26 protein-coding genes, 2 tRNA genes and 1 pseudogene are annotated in these 19359 nt (G+C 66.6%); 21 read left to right on the top strand and 8 right to left on the bottom strand.

What is annotated here, in order from left to right; translation table 11 throughout:
• Positions 1 to 70 precede the first annotated feature (70 nt).
• The 6 genes from minD (at position 71) to KBY71_RS04190 (ending at position 3387) form a co-directional block, all read left to right on the top strand.
• Positions 71 to 889 (top strand): septum site-determining protein MinD, encoded by an 819-nt coding sequence (gene minD, locus KBY71_RS04215; protein WP_254927713.1) that lies wholly within the window; start codon positions 71 to 73, stop codon positions 887 to 889.
• A gap of 5 nt (positions 890 to 894) precedes the next feature.
• Entirely contained in the window at positions 895 to 1209 is a 315-nt protein-coding gene (minE, locus tag KBY71_RS04210; protein ID WP_254927712.1) for a cell division topological specificity factor MinE, read from the top strand.
• Positions 1210 to 1259: 50 nt separating this feature from the next.
• Positions 1260 to 1472, top strand: a complete 213-nt coding sequence (locus KBY71_RS04205) for a response regulator transcription factor (RefSeq protein WP_254927711.1) — start codon at positions 1260 to 1262, stop codon at positions 1470 to 1472.
• A 24-nt stretch (positions 1473 to 1496) separates the two neighbouring features.
• Positions 1497 to 1568, top strand: a tRNA-Thr gene (locus KBY71_RS04200).
• Between the two features lie 47 nt (positions 1569 to 1615).
• The gene (locus KBY71_RS04195) at positions 1616 to 2731 is read left to right on the top strand and encodes an adenylate/guanylate cyclase domain-containing protein (protein ID WP_254927710.1); all 1116 of its coding nucleotides are present in this window, start codon (positions 1616 to 1618) and stop codon (positions 2729 to 2731) included.
• A gap of 74 nt (positions 2732 to 2805) precedes the next feature.
• On the top strand, positions 2806 to 3387 hold the full coding sequence (locus KBY71_RS04190; protein WP_254927709.1) for a hypothetical protein: 582 nt from the start codon (positions 2806 to 2808) through the stop codon (positions 3385 to 3387).
• On the opposite strand, the gene KBY71_RS04185 is transcribed toward KBY71_RS04190, so the two are convergent.
• The 5 genes from KBY71_RS04185 to KBY71_RS04165 form a co-directional block, all read right to left on the bottom strand.
• Positions 3384 to 3548 carry a hypothetical protein gene (locus KBY71_RS04185; protein WP_254927708.1) on the bottom strand — a complete coding sequence of 55 codons (165 nt, stop codon included), beginning with the start codon at positions 3546 to 3548 and terminating at the stop codon, positions 3384 to 3386. The genes KBY71_RS04190 and KBY71_RS04185 overlap by 4 nt on opposite strands.
• A 9-nt stretch (positions 3549 to 3557) precedes the next feature.
• Positions 3558 to 4151 (bottom strand): L-threonylcarbamoyladenylate synthase, encoded by a 594-nt coding sequence (locus KBY71_RS04180; protein ID WP_254927707.1) that lies wholly within the window; start codon positions 4149 to 4151, stop codon positions 3558 to 3560.
• A 10-nt stretch (positions 4152 to 4161) separates the two neighbouring features.
• Positions 4162 to 5061 carry a peptide chain release factor N(5)-glutamine methyltransferase gene (gene prmC / locus KBY71_RS04175; RefSeq protein WP_254927706.1) on the bottom strand — a complete coding sequence of 300 codons (900 nt, stop codon included), beginning with the start codon at positions 5059 to 5061 and terminating at the stop codon, positions 4162 to 4164.
• A gap of 9 nt (positions 5062 to 5070) precedes the next feature.
• Positions 5071 to 6207: a DNA-processing protein DprA gene (locus tag KBY71_RS04170; protein ID WP_254927705.1), complete on the bottom strand. Its 1137-nt coding sequence runs from the start codon at positions 6205 to 6207 to the stop codon at positions 5071 to 5073.
• A 120-nt stretch (positions 6208 to 6327) separates the two neighbouring features.
• Positions 6328 to 6771, bottom strand: a complete 444-nt coding sequence (locus KBY71_RS04165) for an acyl-CoA thioesterase (protein ID WP_254927704.1) — start codon at positions 6769 to 6771, stop codon at positions 6328 to 6330.
• Between the two features lie 82 nt (positions 6772 to 6853).
• Here KBY71_RS04165 and KBY71_RS04160 point away from each other — a divergent pair, with 82 nt between their 5' ends.
• On the top strand, positions 6854 to 7702 hold the full coding sequence (locus tag KBY71_RS04160) for a universal stress protein (protein WP_254927703.1): 849 nt from the start codon (positions 6854 to 6856) through the stop codon (positions 7700 to 7702).
• A gap of 20 nt (positions 7703 to 7722) precedes the next feature.
• On the opposite strand, the gene psbM is transcribed toward KBY71_RS04160, so the two are convergent.
• Positions 7723 to 7830 carry a photosystem II reaction center protein PsbM gene (psbM, locus tag KBY71_RS04155; RefSeq protein ID WP_015109223.1) on the bottom strand — a complete coding sequence of 36 codons (108 nt, stop codon included), beginning with the start codon at positions 7828 to 7830 and terminating at the stop codon, positions 7723 to 7725.
• Positions 7831 to 7878: 48 nt separating this feature from the next.
• Positions 7879 to 8346: a 2Fe-2S iron-sulfur cluster-binding protein gene (locus KBY71_RS04150; RefSeq protein WP_254927702.1), complete on the bottom strand. Its 468-nt coding sequence runs from the start codon at positions 8344 to 8346 to the stop codon at positions 7879 to 7881.
• A gap of 116 nt (positions 8347 to 8462) precedes the next feature.
• Between KBY71_RS04150 and psbB the strand changes: the two genes are divergently transcribed.
• From psbB to KBY71_RS04085, 13 genes are all read left to right on the top strand, one after another.
• Positions 8463 to 10022 carry a photosystem II chlorophyll-binding protein CP47 gene (psbB, locus tag KBY71_RS04145; protein WP_254927701.1) on the top strand — a complete coding sequence of 520 codons (1560 nt, stop codon included), beginning with the start codon at positions 8463 to 8465 and terminating at the stop codon, positions 10020 to 10022.
• Between the two features lie 24 nt (positions 10023 to 10046).
• Positions 10047 to 10142, top strand: coding sequence for a photosystem II reaction center protein T (locus tag KBY71_RS04140; RefSeq protein ID WP_010314684.1), 96 nt, complete (start codon positions 10047 to 10049; stop codon positions 10140 to 10142).
• Positions 10143 to 10301: 159 nt separating this feature from the next.
• Entirely contained in the window at positions 10302 to 10799 is a 498-nt protein-coding gene (gene nrdR, locus KBY71_RS04135; protein WP_254927700.1) for a transcriptional regulator NrdR, read from the top strand.
• A 124-nt stretch (positions 10800 to 10923) separates the two neighbouring features.
• Positions 10924 to 12012 carry a 30S ribosomal protein S1 gene (locus tag KBY71_RS04130; protein WP_254927699.1) on the top strand — a complete coding sequence of 363 codons (1089 nt, stop codon included), beginning with the start codon at positions 10924 to 10926 and terminating at the stop codon, positions 12010 to 12012.
• Between the two features lie 25 nt (positions 12013 to 12037).
• On the top strand, positions 12038 to 12847 hold the full coding sequence (locus KBY71_RS04125) for an HAD family hydrolase (protein ID WP_254927698.1): 810 nt from the start codon (positions 12038 to 12040) through the stop codon (positions 12845 to 12847).
• Between the two features lie 26 nt (positions 12848 to 12873).
• Entirely contained in the window at positions 12874 to 14121 is a 1248-nt protein-coding gene (metK, locus tag KBY71_RS04120) for a methionine adenosyltransferase (protein ID WP_254927697.1), read from the top strand.
• Positions 14122 to 14141: 20 nt separating this feature from the next.
• Positions 14142 to 15404, top strand: a complete 1263-nt coding sequence (locus KBY71_RS04115; protein WP_254927696.1) for an FGGY-family carbohydrate kinase — start codon at positions 14142 to 14144, stop codon at positions 15402 to 15404.
• Between the two features lie 153 nt (positions 15405 to 15557).
• Positions 15558 to 15824 carry a DUF2470 domain-containing protein gene (locus KBY71_RS04110; protein WP_254927695.1) on the top strand — a complete coding sequence of 89 codons (267 nt, stop codon included), beginning with the start codon at positions 15558 to 15560 and terminating at the stop codon, positions 15822 to 15824.
• Positions 15825 to 15875: 51 nt separating this feature from the next.
• Positions 15876 to 16559 (top strand): ComF family protein, encoded by a 684-nt coding sequence (locus KBY71_RS04105; RefSeq protein WP_254927694.1) that lies wholly within the window; start codon positions 15876 to 15878, stop codon positions 16557 to 16559.
• Positions 16550 to 16622, top strand: a tRNA-Phe gene (locus KBY71_RS04100). The genes KBY71_RS04105 and KBY71_RS04100 overlap by 10 nt, the downstream gene beginning before the upstream one ends.
• A 95-nt stretch (positions 16623 to 16717) precedes the next feature.
• The gene (locus KBY71_RS04095; protein ID WP_254927693.1) at positions 16718 to 17338 is read left to right on the top strand and encodes a hypothetical protein; all 621 of its coding nucleotides are present in this window, start codon (positions 16718 to 16720) and stop codon (positions 17336 to 17338) included.
• An 83-nt stretch (positions 17339 to 17421) separates the two neighbouring features.
• Positions 17422 to 17670, top strand: a complete 249-nt coding sequence (locus tag KBY71_RS04090; RefSeq protein WP_254927692.1) for a hypothetical protein — start codon at positions 17422 to 17424, stop codon at positions 17668 to 17670.
• A gap of 29 nt (positions 17671 to 17699) precedes the next feature.
• Positions 17700 to 18302 carry a chromophore lyase CpcT/CpeT gene (locus KBY71_RS04085; RefSeq protein ID WP_254927691.1) on the top strand — a complete coding sequence of 201 codons (603 nt, stop codon included), beginning with the start codon at positions 17700 to 17702 and terminating at the stop codon, positions 18300 to 18302.
• Positions 18303 to 18305: 3 nt separating this feature from the next.
• On the opposite strand, the gene KBY71_RS04080 is transcribed toward KBY71_RS04085, so the two are convergent.
• Positions 18306 to 18737: a hypothetical protein gene (locus KBY71_RS04080; RefSeq protein WP_254927690.1), complete on the bottom strand. Its 432-nt coding sequence runs from the start codon at positions 18735 to 18737 to the stop codon at positions 18306 to 18308.
• A 130-nt stretch (positions 18738 to 18867) separates the two neighbouring features.
• Between KBY71_RS04080 and KBY71_RS04075 the strand changes: the two are divergent.
• A pseudogene (locus tag KBY71_RS04075) lies at positions 18868 to 19122 on the top strand (phycobilisome rod-core linker polypeptide); the annotation flags it as partial.
• Between the last annotated feature and the right edge of the window lie 237 nt (positions 19123 to 19359).

The raw sequence follows: 19359 nt of genomic DNA, 5'->3' as shown, positions 1-19359 counted from the left end.
GGGCAATGCCAGCCAGAACACCGGCAAGCCAGGATTTTGGCCTTAACCTGCCGGCACTCCAGCCTTCGCCGTGGCCGCCGCGTCAACCCGCTACATCCTGATCTGCTCCGGCAAGGGGGGCGTGGGCAAAACCACCCTCACCGCCAACCTGGGCATCGCGCTGGCCAAGCAGGGGGCCCGCACCGCCGTACTCGATGCCGACTTCGGGCTGCGCAACCTCGACCTGTTGCTGGGGCTTGAAAACCGCATCGTCTACACCGCCCAGGAGGTGCTCTCCGAGAGCTGCCGACTCGAGCAGGCCTTGGTGAAACACAAGCAGGAACCCAACCTGGCCCTGCTGCCCGCGGGCAACCCGCGCATGCTCGAGTGGCTCCAGCCCGACGACATGCAGAAAATCGCGGCCATGCTCGGCGAGCACTTCGACTATGTGCTCATCGATGCCCCAGCCGGCATTGAAGGAGGGTTCAAGAACGCCATGGCGGCGGCCCGCGAAGCGATTGTGGTCACCACCCCCGAGGTGTCGGCCGTGCGGGATGCCGACCGGGTGATCGGCCTGCTCAACAGCGAAGGGGTCAAGCCCATTCAGCTCGTGCTCAACCGGGTGCGCCCCAAGATGATGGCGAACCAGGAAATGCTGGCGGTGACTGATGTCACCGACATCCTGGCCTTGCCCCTGCTCGGACTGGTGCTGGAAGACGAGCAGGTGATTGTGAGCACCAACCGGGGCGAGCCCCTCACCCTCAACGGCAATGGCTCTCCAGCAGCCCGCGCCTACACCAACGTGGCCCGCCGCCTGCAGGGCGAAGAGGTGCCCCTGATTGACCCGAGCAAGGAGCGCCAGGGCCTGCGCGCCACCATCGGTCGCCTGATGCAAACCAAGCTCTTCTGAAGCCGATGACCCTGCGCGATGTGATCAACAAACTGCTGGGCCGGCAACCCGCCAGCGCCAACACCGCCAAGGAGCGGCTGCAGCTGGTGCTGGCCCACGACCGCAGTGACCTCAACCCCGAACTCCTCCAGCAGATGCGGCGCGAGATTCTGGAGGTGGTGAGCCGTTACGTCGAGATCGACCTGGAAGAGGGAGATGTGACCTTGGAAACGGAAGACCGGGTCACGGCGCTGGTGGCCAACCTGCCGATCCGTCGGGCCAAACTTCCGCCCCCTGCACCCGAAGCGACACCGGCCCTGGAAGCCAACGCCAGTTCCTGACCCCGGCGACGGCCCACCGTGGGAACCCTGAAGTCCCCGGCTTCAGCACCATGGCTCTCCCTCTTCAGGGCTCCGGACTTGACATCACCCCGGCCGAGCGGCGCGTGCTCCGGGAACTGGAACTTGGCTTGAGCAACAAGGGCATCGCAGCGGTGCTGATCGTGAGTCCGCGCACGGTGGAGAGCCACCTCTCGAGCCTGCTGGCCAAAACCGGCTGCCAGAACCGCACCCAACTGGTGCTCTGGGCCTTGGCTGAGCGATAAAGTCACTGGGGGGTCTGGGCCCAGGCCGGCTTAGCTCAGTGGTAGAGCAGCGCTTTTGTAAAGCGAAGGCCATCGGTTCAAATCCGTTAGCCGGCTTCCCGCAACTCCCAGCCCCAGACGCCAAGCTCCTTCGGAATCCAGGCTTGAAGACGTCATCCCCCCCTTCCAACGCTGAGCCCAGCCCAGATCTGGGCTTTGAAAGCCGACGGGACGAGCTCCTCGAGCAGATCCTCACCCTGATTCCCCCCAGCGATTCGCCTGCCGAGCCGGACTTGCGCGAACGGATCGGTGACTGCATCGACGGATTCCTCCAACGTCAATCCAAAGCCCAGACCCGTGAGGTATCGGTGCTGCTCGCGGATATCCGGGGCTTCACCGCACTGGCGGAAATGCGCACCGCAGAAGATGTCGTCAAAATCCTGAACATCTTCTTCCGGCGGATGAATTCAATCATCCAAAAGCATGGTGGGCTGATCGACAAATACATGGGAGACGCCATTCTGGCCGTCTTTGGCGTAGGCGACCAACCCGAAGAGCATGCGCTTCGGGCCGTGACCTGTGCCATTGAGATGCAGATTGAGATGGAATCGGTGAATGCCGAGAACAGCAGCCATGGCTATCCCGAAATATTCATCGGCATCGGCGTCAATTCCGACATCGTCTCCGCAGGCTTGCTGGGTTCCGAATTGCATTCGGAATACACCGTGATTGGCAACGGGGTCAATCTCGCATCGCGAATCGAATGCCACTGCCTGAGGGGCCAGGTGCTGATCAGCGCCCAGACCCTGGAGCGCACCCACTCCGCGCTGACTGTCGAAGCCGTCAATCGTGTCCGCGTCAAAGGCAAGTCTGACCCGGTCGACCTGTTCGATGTCATCGGACTCGCCGGGGACCCCAGCATGACGGTTCCAAGACGGGAAATCCGAAAGAACCTACGGGTTGAACTCTCCGCCGACGTCTCTTTTCAGGTTCTTCAGGACAAGCGGGTGCTGCCCGAGATTCATCGCGCCAAGATTCAGGATCTCAGCAGCAATGGCATGTTTGCAACCAGCACCATTGAACTCGAGCCCCTGACCAACATCCGGCTGGTGATGTCGCTCTCGATCCTCAGTGATATCACCTCAGAGATCTACGCCAAAATCACCAGCGTTCGTCCATTGGAGCAAGGCTTTGGCTATGGAATTGAGTTCACGTCCATCGACGAAGAGAGCCAACAGGTGATCAATGATCTGGTGAACCGGCTGATTTCCGGCCACTGACACCCTGGTGGACTGGTCAGCGGCGACCGGATGGGCGAGGCTGAAGGTCCTGGTTCTTTGCTTGGCCCAAGCCGATGACCCTGAAGTCCCCCCTGCAACGCCCTGACCGGCCCCAGCGCAATCACCAAGGCCTCCTCGCAAGCCTGCTGGGCCTGGTGGCCTTCGCTCTGCCGGTGGGGCCCATCGGAGCCGCCCTGGCCCAAGTCGTCACTCCCTCCGGCACGGCCCCGGCGGGAACGGCATCCCCGAGCCAGACCAGCGCCAAAGAGCAGGTTCTGCTCGACAAGATTCGCCAGCTCAAGGCTCCCCGCTGGAAAAGCTTCGGCAGCTGTCGCTACGACTGGAGCGCCTGGCGCATCGCGGACGGGGGCGTGCGCACCACCACCAGCATCTGCGGATCCCCGGAGGTGACCAGCAAGGTGGCCGTGCACTGCGACACCCTGCGGGTGAGCCATCAATCCAGCCAGGGAACCTGGGGAGAGTGGCGCCTGCCCCTGTCCCAGGAGGAATCCAAAAGCGAGGGCGGCGAAGACCTGATGGTGGCCAATCTCTGCGCCAACGCCAAGCCGATTCCAGCCCCGCCGGCGACACCAGCCGCCACCCCGGCTGGAACGCCCAAGGCCAGCAGCTCGAAACCGGCTGCCGCGCGCCCCTAACGGTCTGCCGGCCGACCCGCCAACAACCACATCCCCAGGCCCACCAGCACCCAGGGCAGGGCCTGCAGCTCCATCACGACCGGCAGCACGTTGAGGAGCGACTCCATCAACCAGTGGAAGGCCGCTGCCGCCAGAAGCACCACCAGGGCAAGGGCCACCATGCGATTGCGCTACATCCCTGGTGGCAGTAGAGCACCGGCCCGTAGCACCTGCCAGCCCCCTGGCTCCCGCCAGGCAACCACGGTGCTGGCCTGGCCGCCGGCCACCGGCCAGGGCAGTGGAGCCAACAAGGGCACCCCCGGGAACTGCAGGGTGGCTTGCTCAGCCGTGGTGGCGGCTGGCCTTCCGGACAGGTTGGCGCTGGTGGTCGCCAGGGGACCACTGAGCCGCAACAAGGCCTGGGCTTCAGCGCAGGCCGGCAGGCGCAGCCCCAGGCTGTCCCCGCCGGGATTGAGGGCAGCGGCCACGGGCCCCGTAGCCGGCAACACCAGGGTGACGGCGCCCGGCCAGGCCCAGGCCGCCATGGCCAGCCACTCGGGCCGGGGCGGCATCCCGGTGGCCTCCAGCAAGGCCTCAGCCGTGGCCGCCATCAAAATGAGGGGCTTGTCCGCTGGCCGTTGCTTCAAGGTCCAGAGGCGGTGGGCATGGCCGGGGGCGGCCGCGAGCGCCGGCAGGGTGTCGGTGGGGAACAGCCCCGGCGAGCCCTGCTGCAGACGGGCGGCGAGGTCTGGAGCCGAGAGCGCGGTGGGGGCGGCGTGTGTCATCGGCGTGGCATCAGGGGGCAGCCCGGTGCAGGGGCTGGATGGGCACGCACCGGGCCGAGGCAAAGCGCCATTGGCCTTCCAGATCGGCGTGGCGTTGCACCTGCTCCAGCCCAGCCATCGCCAGCAGATCCAGCACGGCCTCACTCTGGTCGTGATGGTGTTCGAGCACCAGCAGCCCCCCCGGGGCCAGGCCGGTGGCGGCACCCTCAGCCAACACGCGCAGGGCCTCGAGTCCATCGCTGCCGCCATCGAGGGCGAGGGCCGGTTCGTGCTCCCGAACGAGCGGATCGAGCTCTGCCCACACAGCCGTGGGGATGTAGGGGGGATTGCTCACCACCAGCTCGAGCTGGCCCCACCAGGCCCTTAGCGGCTCCCACCAACTGCCCTCCAACAACTGCACCTGCCCGCCGGCGCCACCCTGATCGAGATTGAAGGCGGCCTGGCGCAGGGCCTCGGAGCTGCGGTCCACAGCCCAGCCCCGGCTGCCGGGCCAGGCCCGGGCTAGAGCCAGGGCCACACAGCCCGAACCCGTGCCCAGATCCGCCCAGAGCGCCGGCCTGGGGGAGGCCAGCTCCAGTGCCCACTCCACCAGGATTTCGGTTTCCTGGCGCGGGATCAACACACCGGGGGCCACGGCAAGCTCCAAATCCCGCCAGGGGCAGCGGCCCACCAGATATTGGAGCGGCTCATGGGTCTGAAGATGGCGATGCCAGAGCATCTCCAGCCCTGGCAGCTCGCAGGCGAGCACCACCGGTTGATCGGGATGGAGCCGAAGCTCCTGCTGCTTCTGCCAGGAGAGGCCCCCTGCCAGATCGACCAGCCAGTCGAGATCTGCCGGGCTGCCGCCCCGGGCCAGTTGCTGCCGCCGCCAGGCCAACCACTGCTCCCCGTTGAGCTGCCTTTGCCCCATGGAATCAGGCTAAACGGGGCGCCAGCAGAGGCCAGGCTCCGCCCGCACCACCCCATTGAGCTCCAGGGCGAGCAGGCGGGGGGCCAGGACGGATGCGGACTGCTCCAGGGCCAGGCAGAGCTGCTCGAGCGAAGCGCCATGGCCCAGGGCCGACAACAGGGCTGCATCGGCGGCCCGCGGAGCCCCGGCGCCCAAGGGGGCGGAGGGATCGGCAGGAGCCAAGGGACCTGGACCCAGCTGGCGAATCAGGTCAGCCGGGTCCAGCAGGACCGTGGCGTCCTGGGCGAGCAGGCGGTTGCTTCCAGCGGCCGAGGCCTTCCCCGCATCGGCCGGCACCACCCAAAGCGGGAGCTCCTGTTGCATGGCCAGGGCCGCCGAGTGGAGCGCACCGCTGCGCAGGGGGCACTCCACCACCACCACGGCCTGGGCCAGGCCCACCTGAAGACGATTGCGGGCTGCGAAATGGCCCGGCTGCACCGACGTGCCTGGGGACAACTCACTGAGCAGGAGCCCTTGGGCGGCCACCTCTGCCTGGAGCTCCCTGTGATGGCGGGGATAGACCCGCTCCAGGGGAGTGCCCAACACCGCCACAGGCTGCCCGCCCCGGGCCAGGCAGCCGTGATGCACAGCCCCATCGATACCTTCAGCCAGGCCGCTCACGACCGGCCAGCCGGCCTGGGCCAGGGCCGCCCCGATCGCCTCGGCCATACCGATCCCATGCCGCGAGGGACGGCGGGTGCCCACCACCGCAATGGCCTGACGGCGGCGCAGCAGGGGCCAGAGCCCCCCTCGCCCCTGCCAGTGCAAGCGCAGGGGGGGCCGCTCAAGCGCGAGCAACGCCGGGGGAAAGGCCGGATCGGCAGGCAACAGCACCCGCCGCCCACCGGCACTCTCCCGAGCCAAACGGGGCAGGGGATCGGGCCCCCAGTGGGCGCGGTAGCGCTCCAGCTGGCGGCAGGCCACCGGACCCAGCCCCGCCAGGGCTGCAAAGGGCTCGGGGGGCGACGCCCAGGCCACGGCCAGGCTGCAGAAGCTGTCGCGAATGGCCACCACCCGCCGGAGACCCAGCCCAGGACATCCCGACCAGAGCAACCACCAGAGGCGCTGCTCCCGATCCCAGCCGCCCGCATCGGCCGCCCGCAGCAACGACCAGGGAGTCGGAGCCGATTGGGCCCCACCGCCTGGCCTTCCCCCACCACCTGGCCTTCCCCCAGCCCCACGCCCGCCACAGACCGCCACGCGAGATTCAGTACAGATGTACCAATCCTAATGCGGGCCGCGCACCAGGGTCGCCACAGCGGCTTCCAGGTCGGCCGGCAGGCGGCGCAGCAAGCGGCGCTGGCCAGGCCCGCCGGACCCATCCACCAGCACCAGCTCAACCCGTGCCTCGGCGGCCACACCCCCATCCGACGCCAGGAAGCGGCTCCGCCACGGCAACTTCACGCCTTGACGGGGCAGCACCTCACTGCAGAGCCGCACGGCATCCCCGTGGAACAGGGCCTGCCGGTAGTCGATGGTCAGACTCACCACCGGCAGCTCCAGGCCCCGGGCGGAGAGATCGCTGTAGGCCAGGCCCGCCGCCGCCAGGGCCTCCACCCGCGCCTCCTCCAGCCAAGCCACATAGGCGCCGTGCCACATCACCCCGGCATGGTCGGTGTGCTGGGGCAGCACCCGGCGCTCCAGCAGCCACCCGCCTGGATCGCTCGGCATGATCACGGTCTGCATGGCGGATGGGTGACGACCACAGATCAGCCATAGGCTGCCCGAGAGCCTGCTTCAACCTGTAGTTCCCGTGTTTCGCAACGTTCTGATCGCCGATTCCGGCAAGGGCCATGTGGAGGAGATGGTGCGCATGCTGCGCGACATCCCCGCCGTTCGTCAGGCCCGCATCAACCTGCTGCATGTGGTGCCCGAGCAGGCGGGCGAAAGCTTCACCGAGCACTCCCAGAAAGCCGCCGCGATCGCCGCAGAAGCGGTGCAGCGCCTGGGGCTGAACCCCAGCGACGTGAACACGATCATTCGCCAGGGCGACACGAAGCAAACGGTGCTGAAGGTGGCCGACGAGCTCAACAGCGACCTGATCGTGATGGGGTCCCGCGGCATGAACCGGCTGCAGGCCATCCTCAGCAACAGTGCCAGCCAATACGTCTTCCAGCTCTCAACCCGGCCGATGCTGCTGGTGCGCGACGACCTCTACATCCGCCACATCAACCGGGTGATGGTGACCATCGACGGCACCGGCGTCGGGGATGACGCCCTCAAGCTGGCCTGTGAACTGGTGCGCGAGATCCCCGGGGGCAGCCTCACCGGGGTGCATGTCACCCGCCAGGACATCACCCCCTCCCGTGGGGGCAAATCGCCAGCCGATGAGGTGCTGGAGAAGGCAACCCAACGCGCCCGGGGCTACGGCGTGGAACTGAAAGCCCTGCATCGCAACGGGGATGTGGGCCGCACCGTGTGTGCTGCCGCCGACGACCTCAAGGCCGACCTGCTGGTGATCGCCTCCCAGGACCGACGCCCCGTAGTGGCCCGGGGGCTTGTCGACATCGACCGCTTGCTGGGCAGCTCGGTGAGTGACTACATCCGGGTGCATGCCCCGGCACCGGTGCTGCTGGTGCGCGAACCCGAGGGGCGCCGCTAGGCCCCCTCGGCCCCTAGGGCTCAGCCCCCCTGACGGCTGTTGGTCTGGATGTACAGGATGATCAGAAAGACCGCGGGAACCAGAACGAACAGCAGGCTGGCGACAAAGCCGAGATCGTTGGTTTCCATGGCTGTTGGGGAAGTGCTGGGAGGGTATCACCGCCAAATGGGCGGTTTTCAGGAGGCTTCATCGCTCGTTGCGGTTGGCTCCTCGCTGGCGCCCTCCCCGTCTTCCTCGTCATCACCCTCCTCCACCGGCGGAGCGGGCCAGGCGGTGGGCCCCGGGGGCAAGGGCTGGGCCTGGGCGGCGGCCACCAAGGCCTCCTGATCAGCCATGCCCACCTGGGGACGGGTCAACACCAGCACCGACTCCTGCACCATGGCCTGACAGGCCAGGCGCCAGGTCTGGGGCCTGCGGCGCAACTTCTGATCCTCCACGCCAGTGCGGCCGCTCAGCGCCTGGCCGCCACTGCCTTCGGGAATGGCCACAAAACAGGTGATGCACTGGCCGCAGCCGCCGCAGTTGCCCAGGGTGCCCTTGAGCCCATAGAGCTGAATGCCCTCCCGCAGGGCCACCTCGCGCAGGTTCTCGCCGGGGTAGCACTCCACATCCCGACCCTCGCGCACAAACCGGATCACGGGCATGGGGCACTCCCTAATGAGGCCCCCATTGTGAGCCAGGCCGTTGCGGTCCGTTACCTGGGCCGCACGGCGGCCGGGGCTCCCCTTACGATCGCCCAACCCACCCAGAACTACCCCCCATGGGATTGCCCTGGTATCGGGTGCACACGGTCGTGATCAACGACCCGGGCCGACTGCTCGCCGTGCACCTCATGCACACCGCTCTGGTTGCCGGCTGGGCCGGCTCCATGGCGCTTTATGAGCTCGCCATCTTTGATCCCTCCGACCCGGTGCTCAACCCGATGTGGCGCCAGGGCATGTTTGTCATGCCCTTCATGGCCCGCCTTGGCGTGACCGGCAGCTGGGGCGGCTGGAGCATCACCGGAGAAACCGGCGTTGACCCCGGCTTCTGGAGTTTTGAAGGTGTGGCCGCTGCCCACATCATTTTCAGCGGCCTGCTCTTCCTGGCCGCCATCTGGCACTGGACCTACTGGGATCTGGAAATCTGGCAAGACCCCCGCACCGGTGAGCCGGCGCTGGACCTGCCCAAGATCTTCGGCATCCACCTCCTGCTGGCTGGCCTCGGCTGCTTCGGCTTCGGAGCCTTCCACCTCACAGGCGTCTTCGGACCGGGGATGTGGATCAGCGATCCCTATGGCATCACCGGGCACTTGGAGCCCGTACAACCCTCTTGGGGACCAGAGGGCTTCAACCCCTTCAATCCCGGGGGCATCGTGGCCCACCACATTGCTGCTGGCATCGTCGGCATCATTGCCGGCATTTTCCACATCACCACCCGGCCGCCGGAACGCCTCTATAAGGCTCTGCGGATGGGCAACATCGAAACGGTGCTGGCTTCCGCCATTGCCGCCGTCTTCTTTGCCGCCTTCATCGTGGCCGGCACCATGTGGTACGGCGCCGCGGCAACCCCCGTGGAGCTGTTTGGCCCCACCCGTTACCAGTGGGATCAGGGCTACTTCAAGGCGGAGATCAACCGCCGTGTGCAGACCGCCCTCGACAACGGTGCCACCAAGGAACAGGCCTACGCCTCGATCCCTGAGAAGCTCGCCTTCTACGACTACGTCGGCAACAGCCCGGCCAAAGGCGGTCTGTTCCGCGTCGGTCCGATGGTGAACGGCGACGGCCTGCCCACCGGCTGGCTCGGCCACATCAGCTTCACGGACAAAGACGGCCGCGACCTCGAAGTGCGCCGCCTGCCCAACTTCTTCGAGAACTTCCCTGTGGTTCTCCAAGACCAGGAGGGCATTGTTCGGGCCGACATCCCCTTCCGCCGGGCTGAAGCGAAGTACTCCTTCGAACAGACCGGTGTAACGGCCACCGTCTACGGCGGCGCCCTCAACGGCCAGACGTTCACCGACCCCGCCGACGTGAAGCGCCTGGCACGCAAGGCCCAGCTGGGTGAGGCCTTCGAATTCGATCGCGAGACCTACCACTCCGACGGCACCTTCCGCAGCTCACCCCGCGGCTGGTTCACCTTCGGCCACGCCACCTTCGCCCTGCTCTTCTTCTTTGGCCACATCTGGCACGGTGCCCGCACCCTCTACCGCGATGTGTTCGCCGGCATCGACCCCGACCTGGGCGAGCAGGTGGAGTTCGGCCTCTTCCAGAAGCTGGGCGACAAGTCGACCCGCCGCCTGCCCGAGGGCTATGTGCCCCCGGCTGGCGCCCCCCTCAGCTGACCGCCAGACCCTTCGAGGACATCCATGGAAAGCTTCGCTTACATCCTGATCCTGGCTCTGGCCATTTCCACGCTGTTTTTCGCCATCGCCTTCCGCGATCCCCCGAAAATCGGCAAATAACCAGACCCCTGTACAGCCCCTGCTTCGGCAGGGGCTTTTTTGTTGGTTGAGTGGCTCGAGAGGACCAACAGAGCCTTATCGGCCTTCACGGAAATGGCAGCCCTTTCCAAACGAAAAAGTGCTGTCTACACTGAAGAACACCCACCCGGACGTTCGGGGATGCAATGCCCCTCCTGCCAACACACCGATAGTCGGGTGCTCGAGTCGCGGGCGGCCGACAGCGGACGCAGCGTGCGGAGGCGGCGTGAGTGCCTCAACTGTGAATTCCGGTTCACCACCTACGAGCGGGTGGAAACGGTGCCGATCACGGTGGTGAAGCGCAACTCCACCCGGGAAACCTTCAACCGCGCCAAATTGCTGCACGGCGTCCTGCGGGCCTGTGAGAAGACCGGCCTCGAGCCCTCCAGGCTGGAGGTGGTGGTGGATGAAATCGAGCTCCAGCTGCAGCAACGCAGCGGCCGCGAAGTGACCAGCGGCGAAATCGGTGAGCTGGTGCTGCAGCAACTGAGCGACATGAGTGAAGTGGCCTATGTGCGCTTTGCCTCGGTGTACCGCCAGTTCCAGGGGGTGAGTGACTTCGTCGCCACCCTCGAGGGCCTGCACAAGCGTGGCGGTGGTCGCCTGCGGGAGAAGCCCAGCCTCGCGGCTATCAGCTAGAGGCACCAGAGGCGCTGAGGATTCTGGGGCTGTCCCGTTGGTACAGTGATCGACTGCGCTCGATCTGCTGGCGGGCAGGTCGTTCCTTCCTTCGCACTGCCAACCGGCAGGCCGCCATCTCTCCATGACCGTGACCCCTTCCGACACCACCGCTGAGGTGCTCAGCAACCCTGACACCCTCAGTGCCGCCACTGATCTGGATCTCGCCGCCGACGATGGCGACGATCTTGATCTGGCCATTCCGGAAGAGGTTCCCACCGCCGACGACCCCAGCAGCCGTGCCGCCTCCCGCAGCGACGTCGACGGCGTGGGGTTCACGCTGGATGAGTTCGCGTCACTGCTGAGCAAGTACGACTACAACTTCAAGCCCGGTGACGTGGTCAACGGCACCGTGTTCGCCCTGGAATCGAAGGGCGCCATGATCGACATCGGCGCCAAGACCGCCGCCTTCATGCCCCTGCAGGAGGTGTCGATCAACCGGGTCGAGGGCCTGAGCGACGTGCTCCAGCCCGGCGAAATCCGGGAGTTCTTCATCATGAGTGAGGAGAACGAGGACGGCCAGCTCTCGCTCTCCATCCGCCGCATCGAGTACCAGCGGGCCTGGGAGCGGGTGCGCCAGCTTCAGAAGGAAGACGCCACCATCTACAGCGAAGTGTTTGCCACCAACCGCGGTGGCGCCCTGGTGCGGGTGGAGGGCCTGCGCGGCTTCATCCCCGGCAGCCACATCAGCACCCGCAAGGCGAAGGAAGAGCTGGTGGCCGACTTCCTGCCGCTCAAGTTCCTGGAGGTGGACGAAGAGCGCAACCGCCTGGTGCTCAGCCATCGCCGCGCCCTGGTGGAGCGCAAGATGAATCGCCTCGAAGTGGGCGAAGTGGTGCTCGGCACCGTCCGTGGCATCAAGCCCTACGGCGCCTTCATCGACATCGGCGGGGTCAGCGGCCTGCTGCACATTTCCGAGATCAGCCACGAGCACATCGAGACACCCCACACGGTGCTCAACGTGAACGACCAGATGAAGGTGATGATCATCGACCTCGACGCCGAGCGGGGCCGGATCTCCCTCTCCACCAAGGCCCTCGAGCCCGAGCCCGGCGACATGCTCACTGATCCCCAGAAGGTGTTCGAGAAGGCCGAGGAGATGGCCGCCCGCTACAAGCAGATGCTGCTCGAGCAGGCCGAAGACAACGAGCCGATGGGTGTCACCCTCGACTGAGGGCCAAGCGGCCCCGGAGGCGCCCATGGCACATTTGCTTCTGCGGGGTCAACTCCTGGCTGATGCCAACGGCCATCCCCACCGGATTGACGCGGTGTTGTTCGACAAGGACGGCACCCTCTCGATCAGTGAGCCCATGCTCCACGCCCTGGCCTCGGCCAGGGTTTTTCATGCCCGCACGTTGCTGCAGCAACGCCACCCGGAGCTGCCAGCCAGCAGGGGCGACGAGCTGGCAGACCTGCTCCAGCGGGCCTACGGCCTGACCGAGCAGGCCATCCATCCGGCCGGCGCCACGGCCGTTGGCTCCCGCAGCCACAACCTGATCTCCACCGCCACGGCCCTGGCCCAGGTGGGGTTGGGCTGGCCTGAAGCCCTCGAACTGAGCGAGGCCATCTTTGCGGCCACCGATGGCCTGCATGGGCAGGGCAGCCAGCAGCGACCGATCGCTACCGAGGGACTGCACGACCTGGTGGAGGCCCTGGAAGCCGCCGCCGTGGCCTGCGCCGTGATCAGCAACGATGATCGAGCCGGCATCACGGCATTTCTGGCCAGCCAGGAGCTCAGCGGCCGTTTTCAGGCCTGCTGGAGTGCCGACCACAGCCCCCGCAAACCGGACCCGGCCGCGGTGCTGGCCCTCTGCGCTGCCCTTGGGGTGCCCGTGGAGCGATGCGCCCTGATCGGAGATGCCAACAGCGACCTGCGCATGGCCCAACAGGCCGGAGTGCCCGTGGTCCTTGGCTATCGGGCGGGCTGGAGTACCACCCCTCCACTCGACCCCTGCTTCCCCTGCCTCAGCCACTGGCAGGAGCTGGAGGTGCGCACCGCGGCCGCATAGGCTTTCCCAACGTTGAATTGGGCTAAATGAGCCGCTACGTCTTCACGTCTGAGTCGGTCACCGAAGGCCACCCCGACAAGATCTGTGATCAGGTGAGCGATGCGGTGCTGGATGCCCTGCTGGCCCAGGACCCCGCCTCGCGGGTGGCCTGCGAAACCGTGGTGAACACGGGCCTGTGCCTGATCACCGGTGAGGTCACCACCACCGCCCGGGTGGACTTCAACACCCTGGTGCGGGGCGTGATCAACCAGATCGGCTACTCCGGAGCTCGGGCTGGCGGTTTCGATGCCAACAGCTGTGCCGTGCTGGTGGCCCTGGATCAGCAGTCGCCCGACATCGCCCAGGGGGTGAACGAAGCGGACGACCACGACGGCGACCCGCTCGATCTGGTGGGGGCGGGCGACCAGGGGATCATGTTTGGCTACGCCTGCAACGAAACCCCCGAGCTGATGCCGCTGCCCATCAGCCTGGCCCACCGGCTGGCCCGACGCCTGGCGGAAGTGCGCCACAACGGCAGCCTCGGCTACCTGCTGCCCGACGGCAAGACCCAGGTGAGCGTGGTGTACGAGAACGACGTGCCGGTGGCGATCGACACGATCTTGATTTCCACCCAGCACACCGCTGAGATTGACGGCATCAGCGAGGAGAAAGCCCTGCGCGAGCGCATCGCTGCCAACCTCTGGAGCCACGTGGTGGAACCCGCCACCGCCGATCTGGATCTCAAGCCCTCCAAGGAGCACACCCGCTTCCTGGTGAACCCCACCGGCAAGTTCGTGGTGGGCGGTCCCCAGGGGGATGCCGGCCTCACCGGCCGCAAGATCATCGTGGACACCTACGGCGGCTACGCCCGCCATGGCGGTGGTGCCTTCTCTGGCAAGGATCCCACCAAGGTGGATCGCTCGGCCGCCTATGCCGCCCGCTACGTGGCCAAGGCCCTCGTGGCCGCCGGCCTGGCCAGGAAGGTGGAAGTGCAGCTGAGCTACGCCATCGGTGTGGCCAAGCCCGTGAGCATCCTGGTGGAGAGCTTCGGCACCGGCGCCATCAGCAACGCCGACCTCACGGCCCTGGTGCAGGAGCATTTCGACCTGCGCCCAGGCGCCATCATTGAGATCTTCGGCCTGCGCAACCTGCCCCAGCAACGGGGCGGGCGTTTCTACCAGGACGTGGCGGCCTACGGCCACTTCGGCCGCAGCGACCTCAACCTGCCCTGGGAAGACGTGGACGCCGTCGCCAAGACGCTCCAGCAGGCCACCGCCGCACGCGTGGCCGTCTGACGCCACCGATCGGGCGGCCCATGGGCGAACTGGGGCTGGGCATCGATCTCGGCAGCAGTGGTCTACGCATCGCCCTGGTGGCGCCGGGCGGTCCACGCCTGGTTGAGGAGGCCAGCCCGTACCCCAGCAGCCTCGACGATCCCTGGGGCTGGATGAGCGGCCTGGAAGCACTCTGCGCTCGCCTGCCAGAAGAGCTGCGCCGCCGGGTGGGCGCCATCGCCATCGACGGCACCTCCGGCACCCTGCTGCTCTGCCGCCCCAACGGCGAACCCGGCCCCGGCCCCCTCGGCCTGGCCCTTCCGTATCACCAGGCCTGCGGGGAGCAGGCCGCCGCTGCAGCGGCCCTGGCCGAGCATGGCCCCGCCTGCAGCGCCAGCGGCAGCCTGGCCCGGGCCCTGCACCTGCTGGCGGCGGCGTCCCAGGCCGCGGAGAGCGGGCCCTGGCTGCTGCGCCACCAGGCCGACTGGCTGATGGGCTGGCTCCTGGGCGACTGGCGCTGGGGGGAGGAGGGCAACAACCTGCGCCTGGGCTGGAACCTGCAACGCCAGGCCTGGGCTGGGACCATCGGCGAGCAGCCCTGGGCGCCAGCCCTGCCGGAGGTGTGCCGCAGTGGAACGGTGCTGGGAACCCTCACAGCTGAGGTGGCGGCCCAACTGGGGCTGCCCAGTGACGCCCAGGTGGTGGCTGGCAGCACCGACGCCAATGCCGGCGTTCTGGCCGCAGAGCCCCAGAGCGGTGATGGCATCACCGTGCTGGGCACCACCCTGGTGCTGAAACAGTTCAGTCCAGTGCCGATCGAAGGCGCAGGGATCAGCTGCCACCGGGTGAACGGACGCTGGCTGGTGGGGGGCGCCTCCAATGCCGGGGCCGGCATCCTGCGCCGCTTCTTCTGTGACGACCAGATCGCCGCCCTGAGCCGCCAGATTGACCCTCACCAGCCCAGCGGCCTGACGCTGCGCCCCCTGCCAGCGCGCGGGGAACGCTTTCCCGTGGACGATCCAGAGCTGGAGCCGATTCTGGAGCCCAGGCCCATCAGTGATGCGCGCTATGTGCAGGCCCTGCTCGAGGGGCTCACGGCGATCGAGCGGGAGGGCTGGCAGCGGCTGCACCAGGCCGGCGCGCCAGCCCTGCGCCGGGTGATCACCCTGGGGGGCGGGGCCCGCAATCCCCAATGGCGGCGGCTGCGGCAGCAGCTTCTGGGGATACCGGTGCTGAATCGTCCTGGGCTTTCCGCCGCCCTCGGCATGGCCAGACTGGCGGCTTCCTCCCTCCTCCAACCATGAATGAACGCCTGCGCTCCGTGATCGCCATGGGGCTCTTCGTGGTGCTGGCCGGCTACGTGGGCTTCAGTGCGATCCGTCTCGGCCTGCTGCTCTGGCAGCGTTTCGGAGCCGGCTGACGCCAGAATCCGCCCCGACCCCCCGCTGCACTGCGCCATGGCTGCCGACCCCCTCACCCCCGTCGTGAGTGATCGGATCTGCAAACACATGAACGACGACCATGCCGAAGCGGTGCTGGCCTACGCCCGTCACTACGGCGGCATCGAGGCAGCCAGCGCGGCGCGCATGGTGGCGGTGACCGCCGAGGCGATGGAGCTCGAGGTGGATGGTCAGCCCGTTGCCGTCGCCTTCGACCATCCCCTCAGCGACAGCGAAGATGCCCACCGCACCCTGGTGGCGATGCTGCGCAGCCTGCCCCAGTAGGGGCTTGGGCTGCCGTGGGAACCCTGGAGCCACTGCCGCCTTCCCTGAGCCATGGCTGCCTCCAGCGCCAGCACAACGCCCCTGCTCCAGGACCTGCTGCAGCTCCTCCCCCTGCATTGGCTGGCCGCACCGCCACGCCTGGCCCCCGATCTGCAGGCGGAATTGGCCCCAGGTGGGATCCACGGGACGAGCCCAGTTCCCTGGTGGGCCTCGGGCCTTTACCAGGATCGGCTGCGGCGCCAGCTGCTTCAGCTGCGCCAATCCCCCCAGGGGCCGCTGATCGGAGCCTTGGTCCAGAACCTGGCCGCGGGCCTGCGGGCCGAACCATGGACCACACCACCCCTGCTGGTGCCCATCCCCAGCTGGAAAAAACGGGCCAATCCCCTGCCAGGCCTGCTGGTGCGCTCCCTGGCCTGGCAGCTCCGGTGGCGCCCAGCCCAGCTGCTGAAACGCAGTCGGCCGGTGCTGGGCCAGCACCACCTGGGCCGCGACCTGCGCTGGGCCAACCAGGCCGGGGCTTTCAACGCTGTGCCGTCCCCAGAGCGGCCAGGGAACACGCGGACCCCGGTGCTGCTGATCGACGACATCCTCACCACAGGGGCCACCGCCTGTGCTGCCGCCACGGCCCTCGGGGAGCAGGGCTGGCTGGTGGTGGGGATGGCCTGCCTGGGGCGCACCCCACCGAAGGGCCGTGATCTAAGATCGCCAAGTCGCTCAGGCGACGGGCCGGGATAGCTCAGTTGGTAGAGCAGGCGATTGAAAATCGCCGTGTCCCCAGTTCAAATCTGGGTCCTGGCATGCTTGTTTCTGGTGGTGTTTCTGGTGGTGTGGATCCCAGACCTCCAGGCTTCCTTGGCTCCAAAGACCATGGGATCAGTGCCCTATCTCCGCTGGTGAGCGACCCTATGGTGATCGCAACTCCTCCGGACGACCCTGTGCCGCCAGGCGCACCCCAAGGCGAGACAACCCTGCCTCCTGAACAGAAGAGCCAGATCCAGGCCTTCTTTCGGGGGGACAACATTCGCCAGTTGCTCGAATGTGACCAGGCCTTCATCGAGCATTGCAACCGCCTCAGCTACAAGGCTGAACCGAGCAGCGATCCCGAATTGGTGAGTCCCACCATGGGCCGGGCCCTGCTGGAGATCGCTCTCGGCTTCTGCGACCTTGCCCATGGCGGCAGCAGCGACAAAAACCTCTATGACGCCGCCAGCACCATCCATGCGGTGGTCTGCGATCACGAGGGTGATGGACTGGGTGCCACAGACAGCAAATCCCTGGCCCTCAAACGACTCCTGGGCAGTCGGGGAGGGATGACCGTGGCCCAGACCATCACCCGGGTGTTGATCAAAGTGGACCAGCTCGACCCTTGGGGCGAGAGCCATCTCGGCGACACCTGGCGATCGCTCATCCACCAGTACTGCCAGATCCTCGGAAACGAAAGCAGCGTGCCGATCCCTGCGGACGACCAGCCTGCCTTGATCGAGCGCTTGCTGCAGAACCTGTTCGGCTCCTGATCGGCTCCGGCACGGATCTGCCCCAGTGCTAGGACTCGGCCATCCCGGTTGATCCTTGGGGTCCCGGGCGCGACCCCGAATCGATGCGCGAGCCACCCGAAGCCTCCAACCGGCTGTTCAACAACGCCGACAGCTTTGCCCAGGCCTTTGATGACGCCTGGAAACAGCACGAAGAGCGCGACCCGCACCATGGCCTGGATCCGGGGGCCAAGGTTGACCTGATGCTGGAGCGCCTCGCCGACCACCCCTTTCTCCAGAACGAACCGGATCTGGCCCGGCAAGTGGCTGGATTCCGACTGCGGCTGTTGGGGCTGGCCGGCCCGAGCCGGTAGCGTCAGGTTCGCAGGTGACGTCTGGCGCGATGGTGAGCTCCCTGGAGCGGTTGGTACGGATGCTGAGCGGGGGCTTCAGCAACCAGGTGCAGGCCTTTGAAAACCCACCGCTCTATGCCCACATCCTGGTGAAATTCCGCCCCCTACCCCAGCTGGCACCAGGATCCCTGCTACTGGAGCAGAGCTATGCCATCAATCCAGCGGCGCCCTATCGGATCCGGGTGCTGCGAGCCGAACGTCAGGGCGACCAGCTGATCATTCACAACCAGGCCCTGGTCAATGACCAGCGCTTCTGGGGCGCCGTGGACGATGCGGAGCTCCGCAGCCAGATCCAGCCAGGCGACCTGCGCCTTCTGGAGGGGTGCGCCTATCTGGTGAAAGAAGAGGGCGACGGTTTTGTGGGCGAAGTGGAGCCCGGCTGCCGCTGCCTGGTGGAGCGCAAAGGGGCCACGTCGTACCTCGTGAGCCGACTGGAACTCAACCGCGATGGCATGCGAACCATCGACCGGGGCCATGACCCGGTGACCCATGAGCATCTCTGGGGATCGCTGCCCGGACCGTTTGAATTTGCCCGCACCGACGACTACAGCAACGACATCCCCGCGAGCTGGACAGAGCTGCTCAGCCGCTGAGGCTCAGGCGCTCAGCTCATCGAGGAACGGCTGATCCTCAGGGAAGGGTTGCTCCTCCTCATCGAGGAACGCTTCCTCCGTCAAGGTGTCGTCGGGGAACGTGTCCTGGTGGGGTTGGGGTTCGCGAGCCGCCGCCGGGCTGTCCACAGGGTGGAGATGGCGGGCCGCGCCGGGGCTCTCCATGCCGCTGAGCAGACCCTCCAGGCGAGCGAGCCGGTCTTCCGTATCCCCCAGCCGCAGCTCGGTGTCCTCCGCCATCTCACCCAAAGCGCCTCCCTGGTCCTCCAGCAGGGACTGGACTTTCAGCTCCTGGGCCGCGAGGCGCTCCTCCAGCTCCAGCAGGCGAAAGGTGAGGGTTTCAGCCACCTCGGAGAGGGTCTGCAGCTGGTCAGCCAGCCGCTGGGTGCAATCTGCGACCTTCAGCTCAACAGCCATGGCCAATGCCGGTGGATTGGGCGGATGGTATCGGCGCTGCAGCGAGGCGCCAGCGCCAGGTTTGTAACGATTCCGAAATCCATGTGATCCAGCCAAAACGCGCCCGTAGGAACCCGCTTGCAGCTGTCCCACTGAAAATGACAAAGCTGTCCTGATCCGCGCGGTCTACAAGCATGTGCTGGGTCACCAGTTCGTTAGGGCCAGCGAGCGGCTGAAAGGGCAAGAGTCCCTGTTCAATCGTGGCCACCTGAGCGTGGGTAAGTTTGTGCGCCAGGCGGCCAAGAGCGGCCTCTACAAGCAGAAATCCTTCGAACACTGCAATCCCTACCAGTTGATCGAGCTCAATTTCAAGCATCTGCTGGGTCGCGCACCCCAGAGAGCAGCAAGGGAGTGCGCTTCATCCCCTTCAACAAACCGCTGCAGTACCAGCAGCAAATTCAGCGGGAGGGGGGCGCATCGCCAGCATTACCCCTGTGAACTGAGCTCCCATCCAACCCTTATGCCCATCACACGACGAAGGTTTCTGCAGGCACTCGCGGCACCAGGTTCAGCAGCGGCCATCAGGTGACATTCACTGTTGACGTGGACCCCGGAAGTCGGTCCAGGGTGAATGAGAGTCCTC

This window comes from Cyanobium sp. T1B-Tous (genome assembly GCF_024345475.1).
In the GTDB taxonomy this organism is placed as follows: domain Bacteria; phylum Cyanobacteriota; class Cyanobacteriia; order PCC-6307; family Cyanobiaceae; genus Cyanobium_A.
The sequence above is the reverse complement of the archived record's forward strand: the minus strand, read 5'-3'. Positions and strand labels throughout refer to the sequence as shown.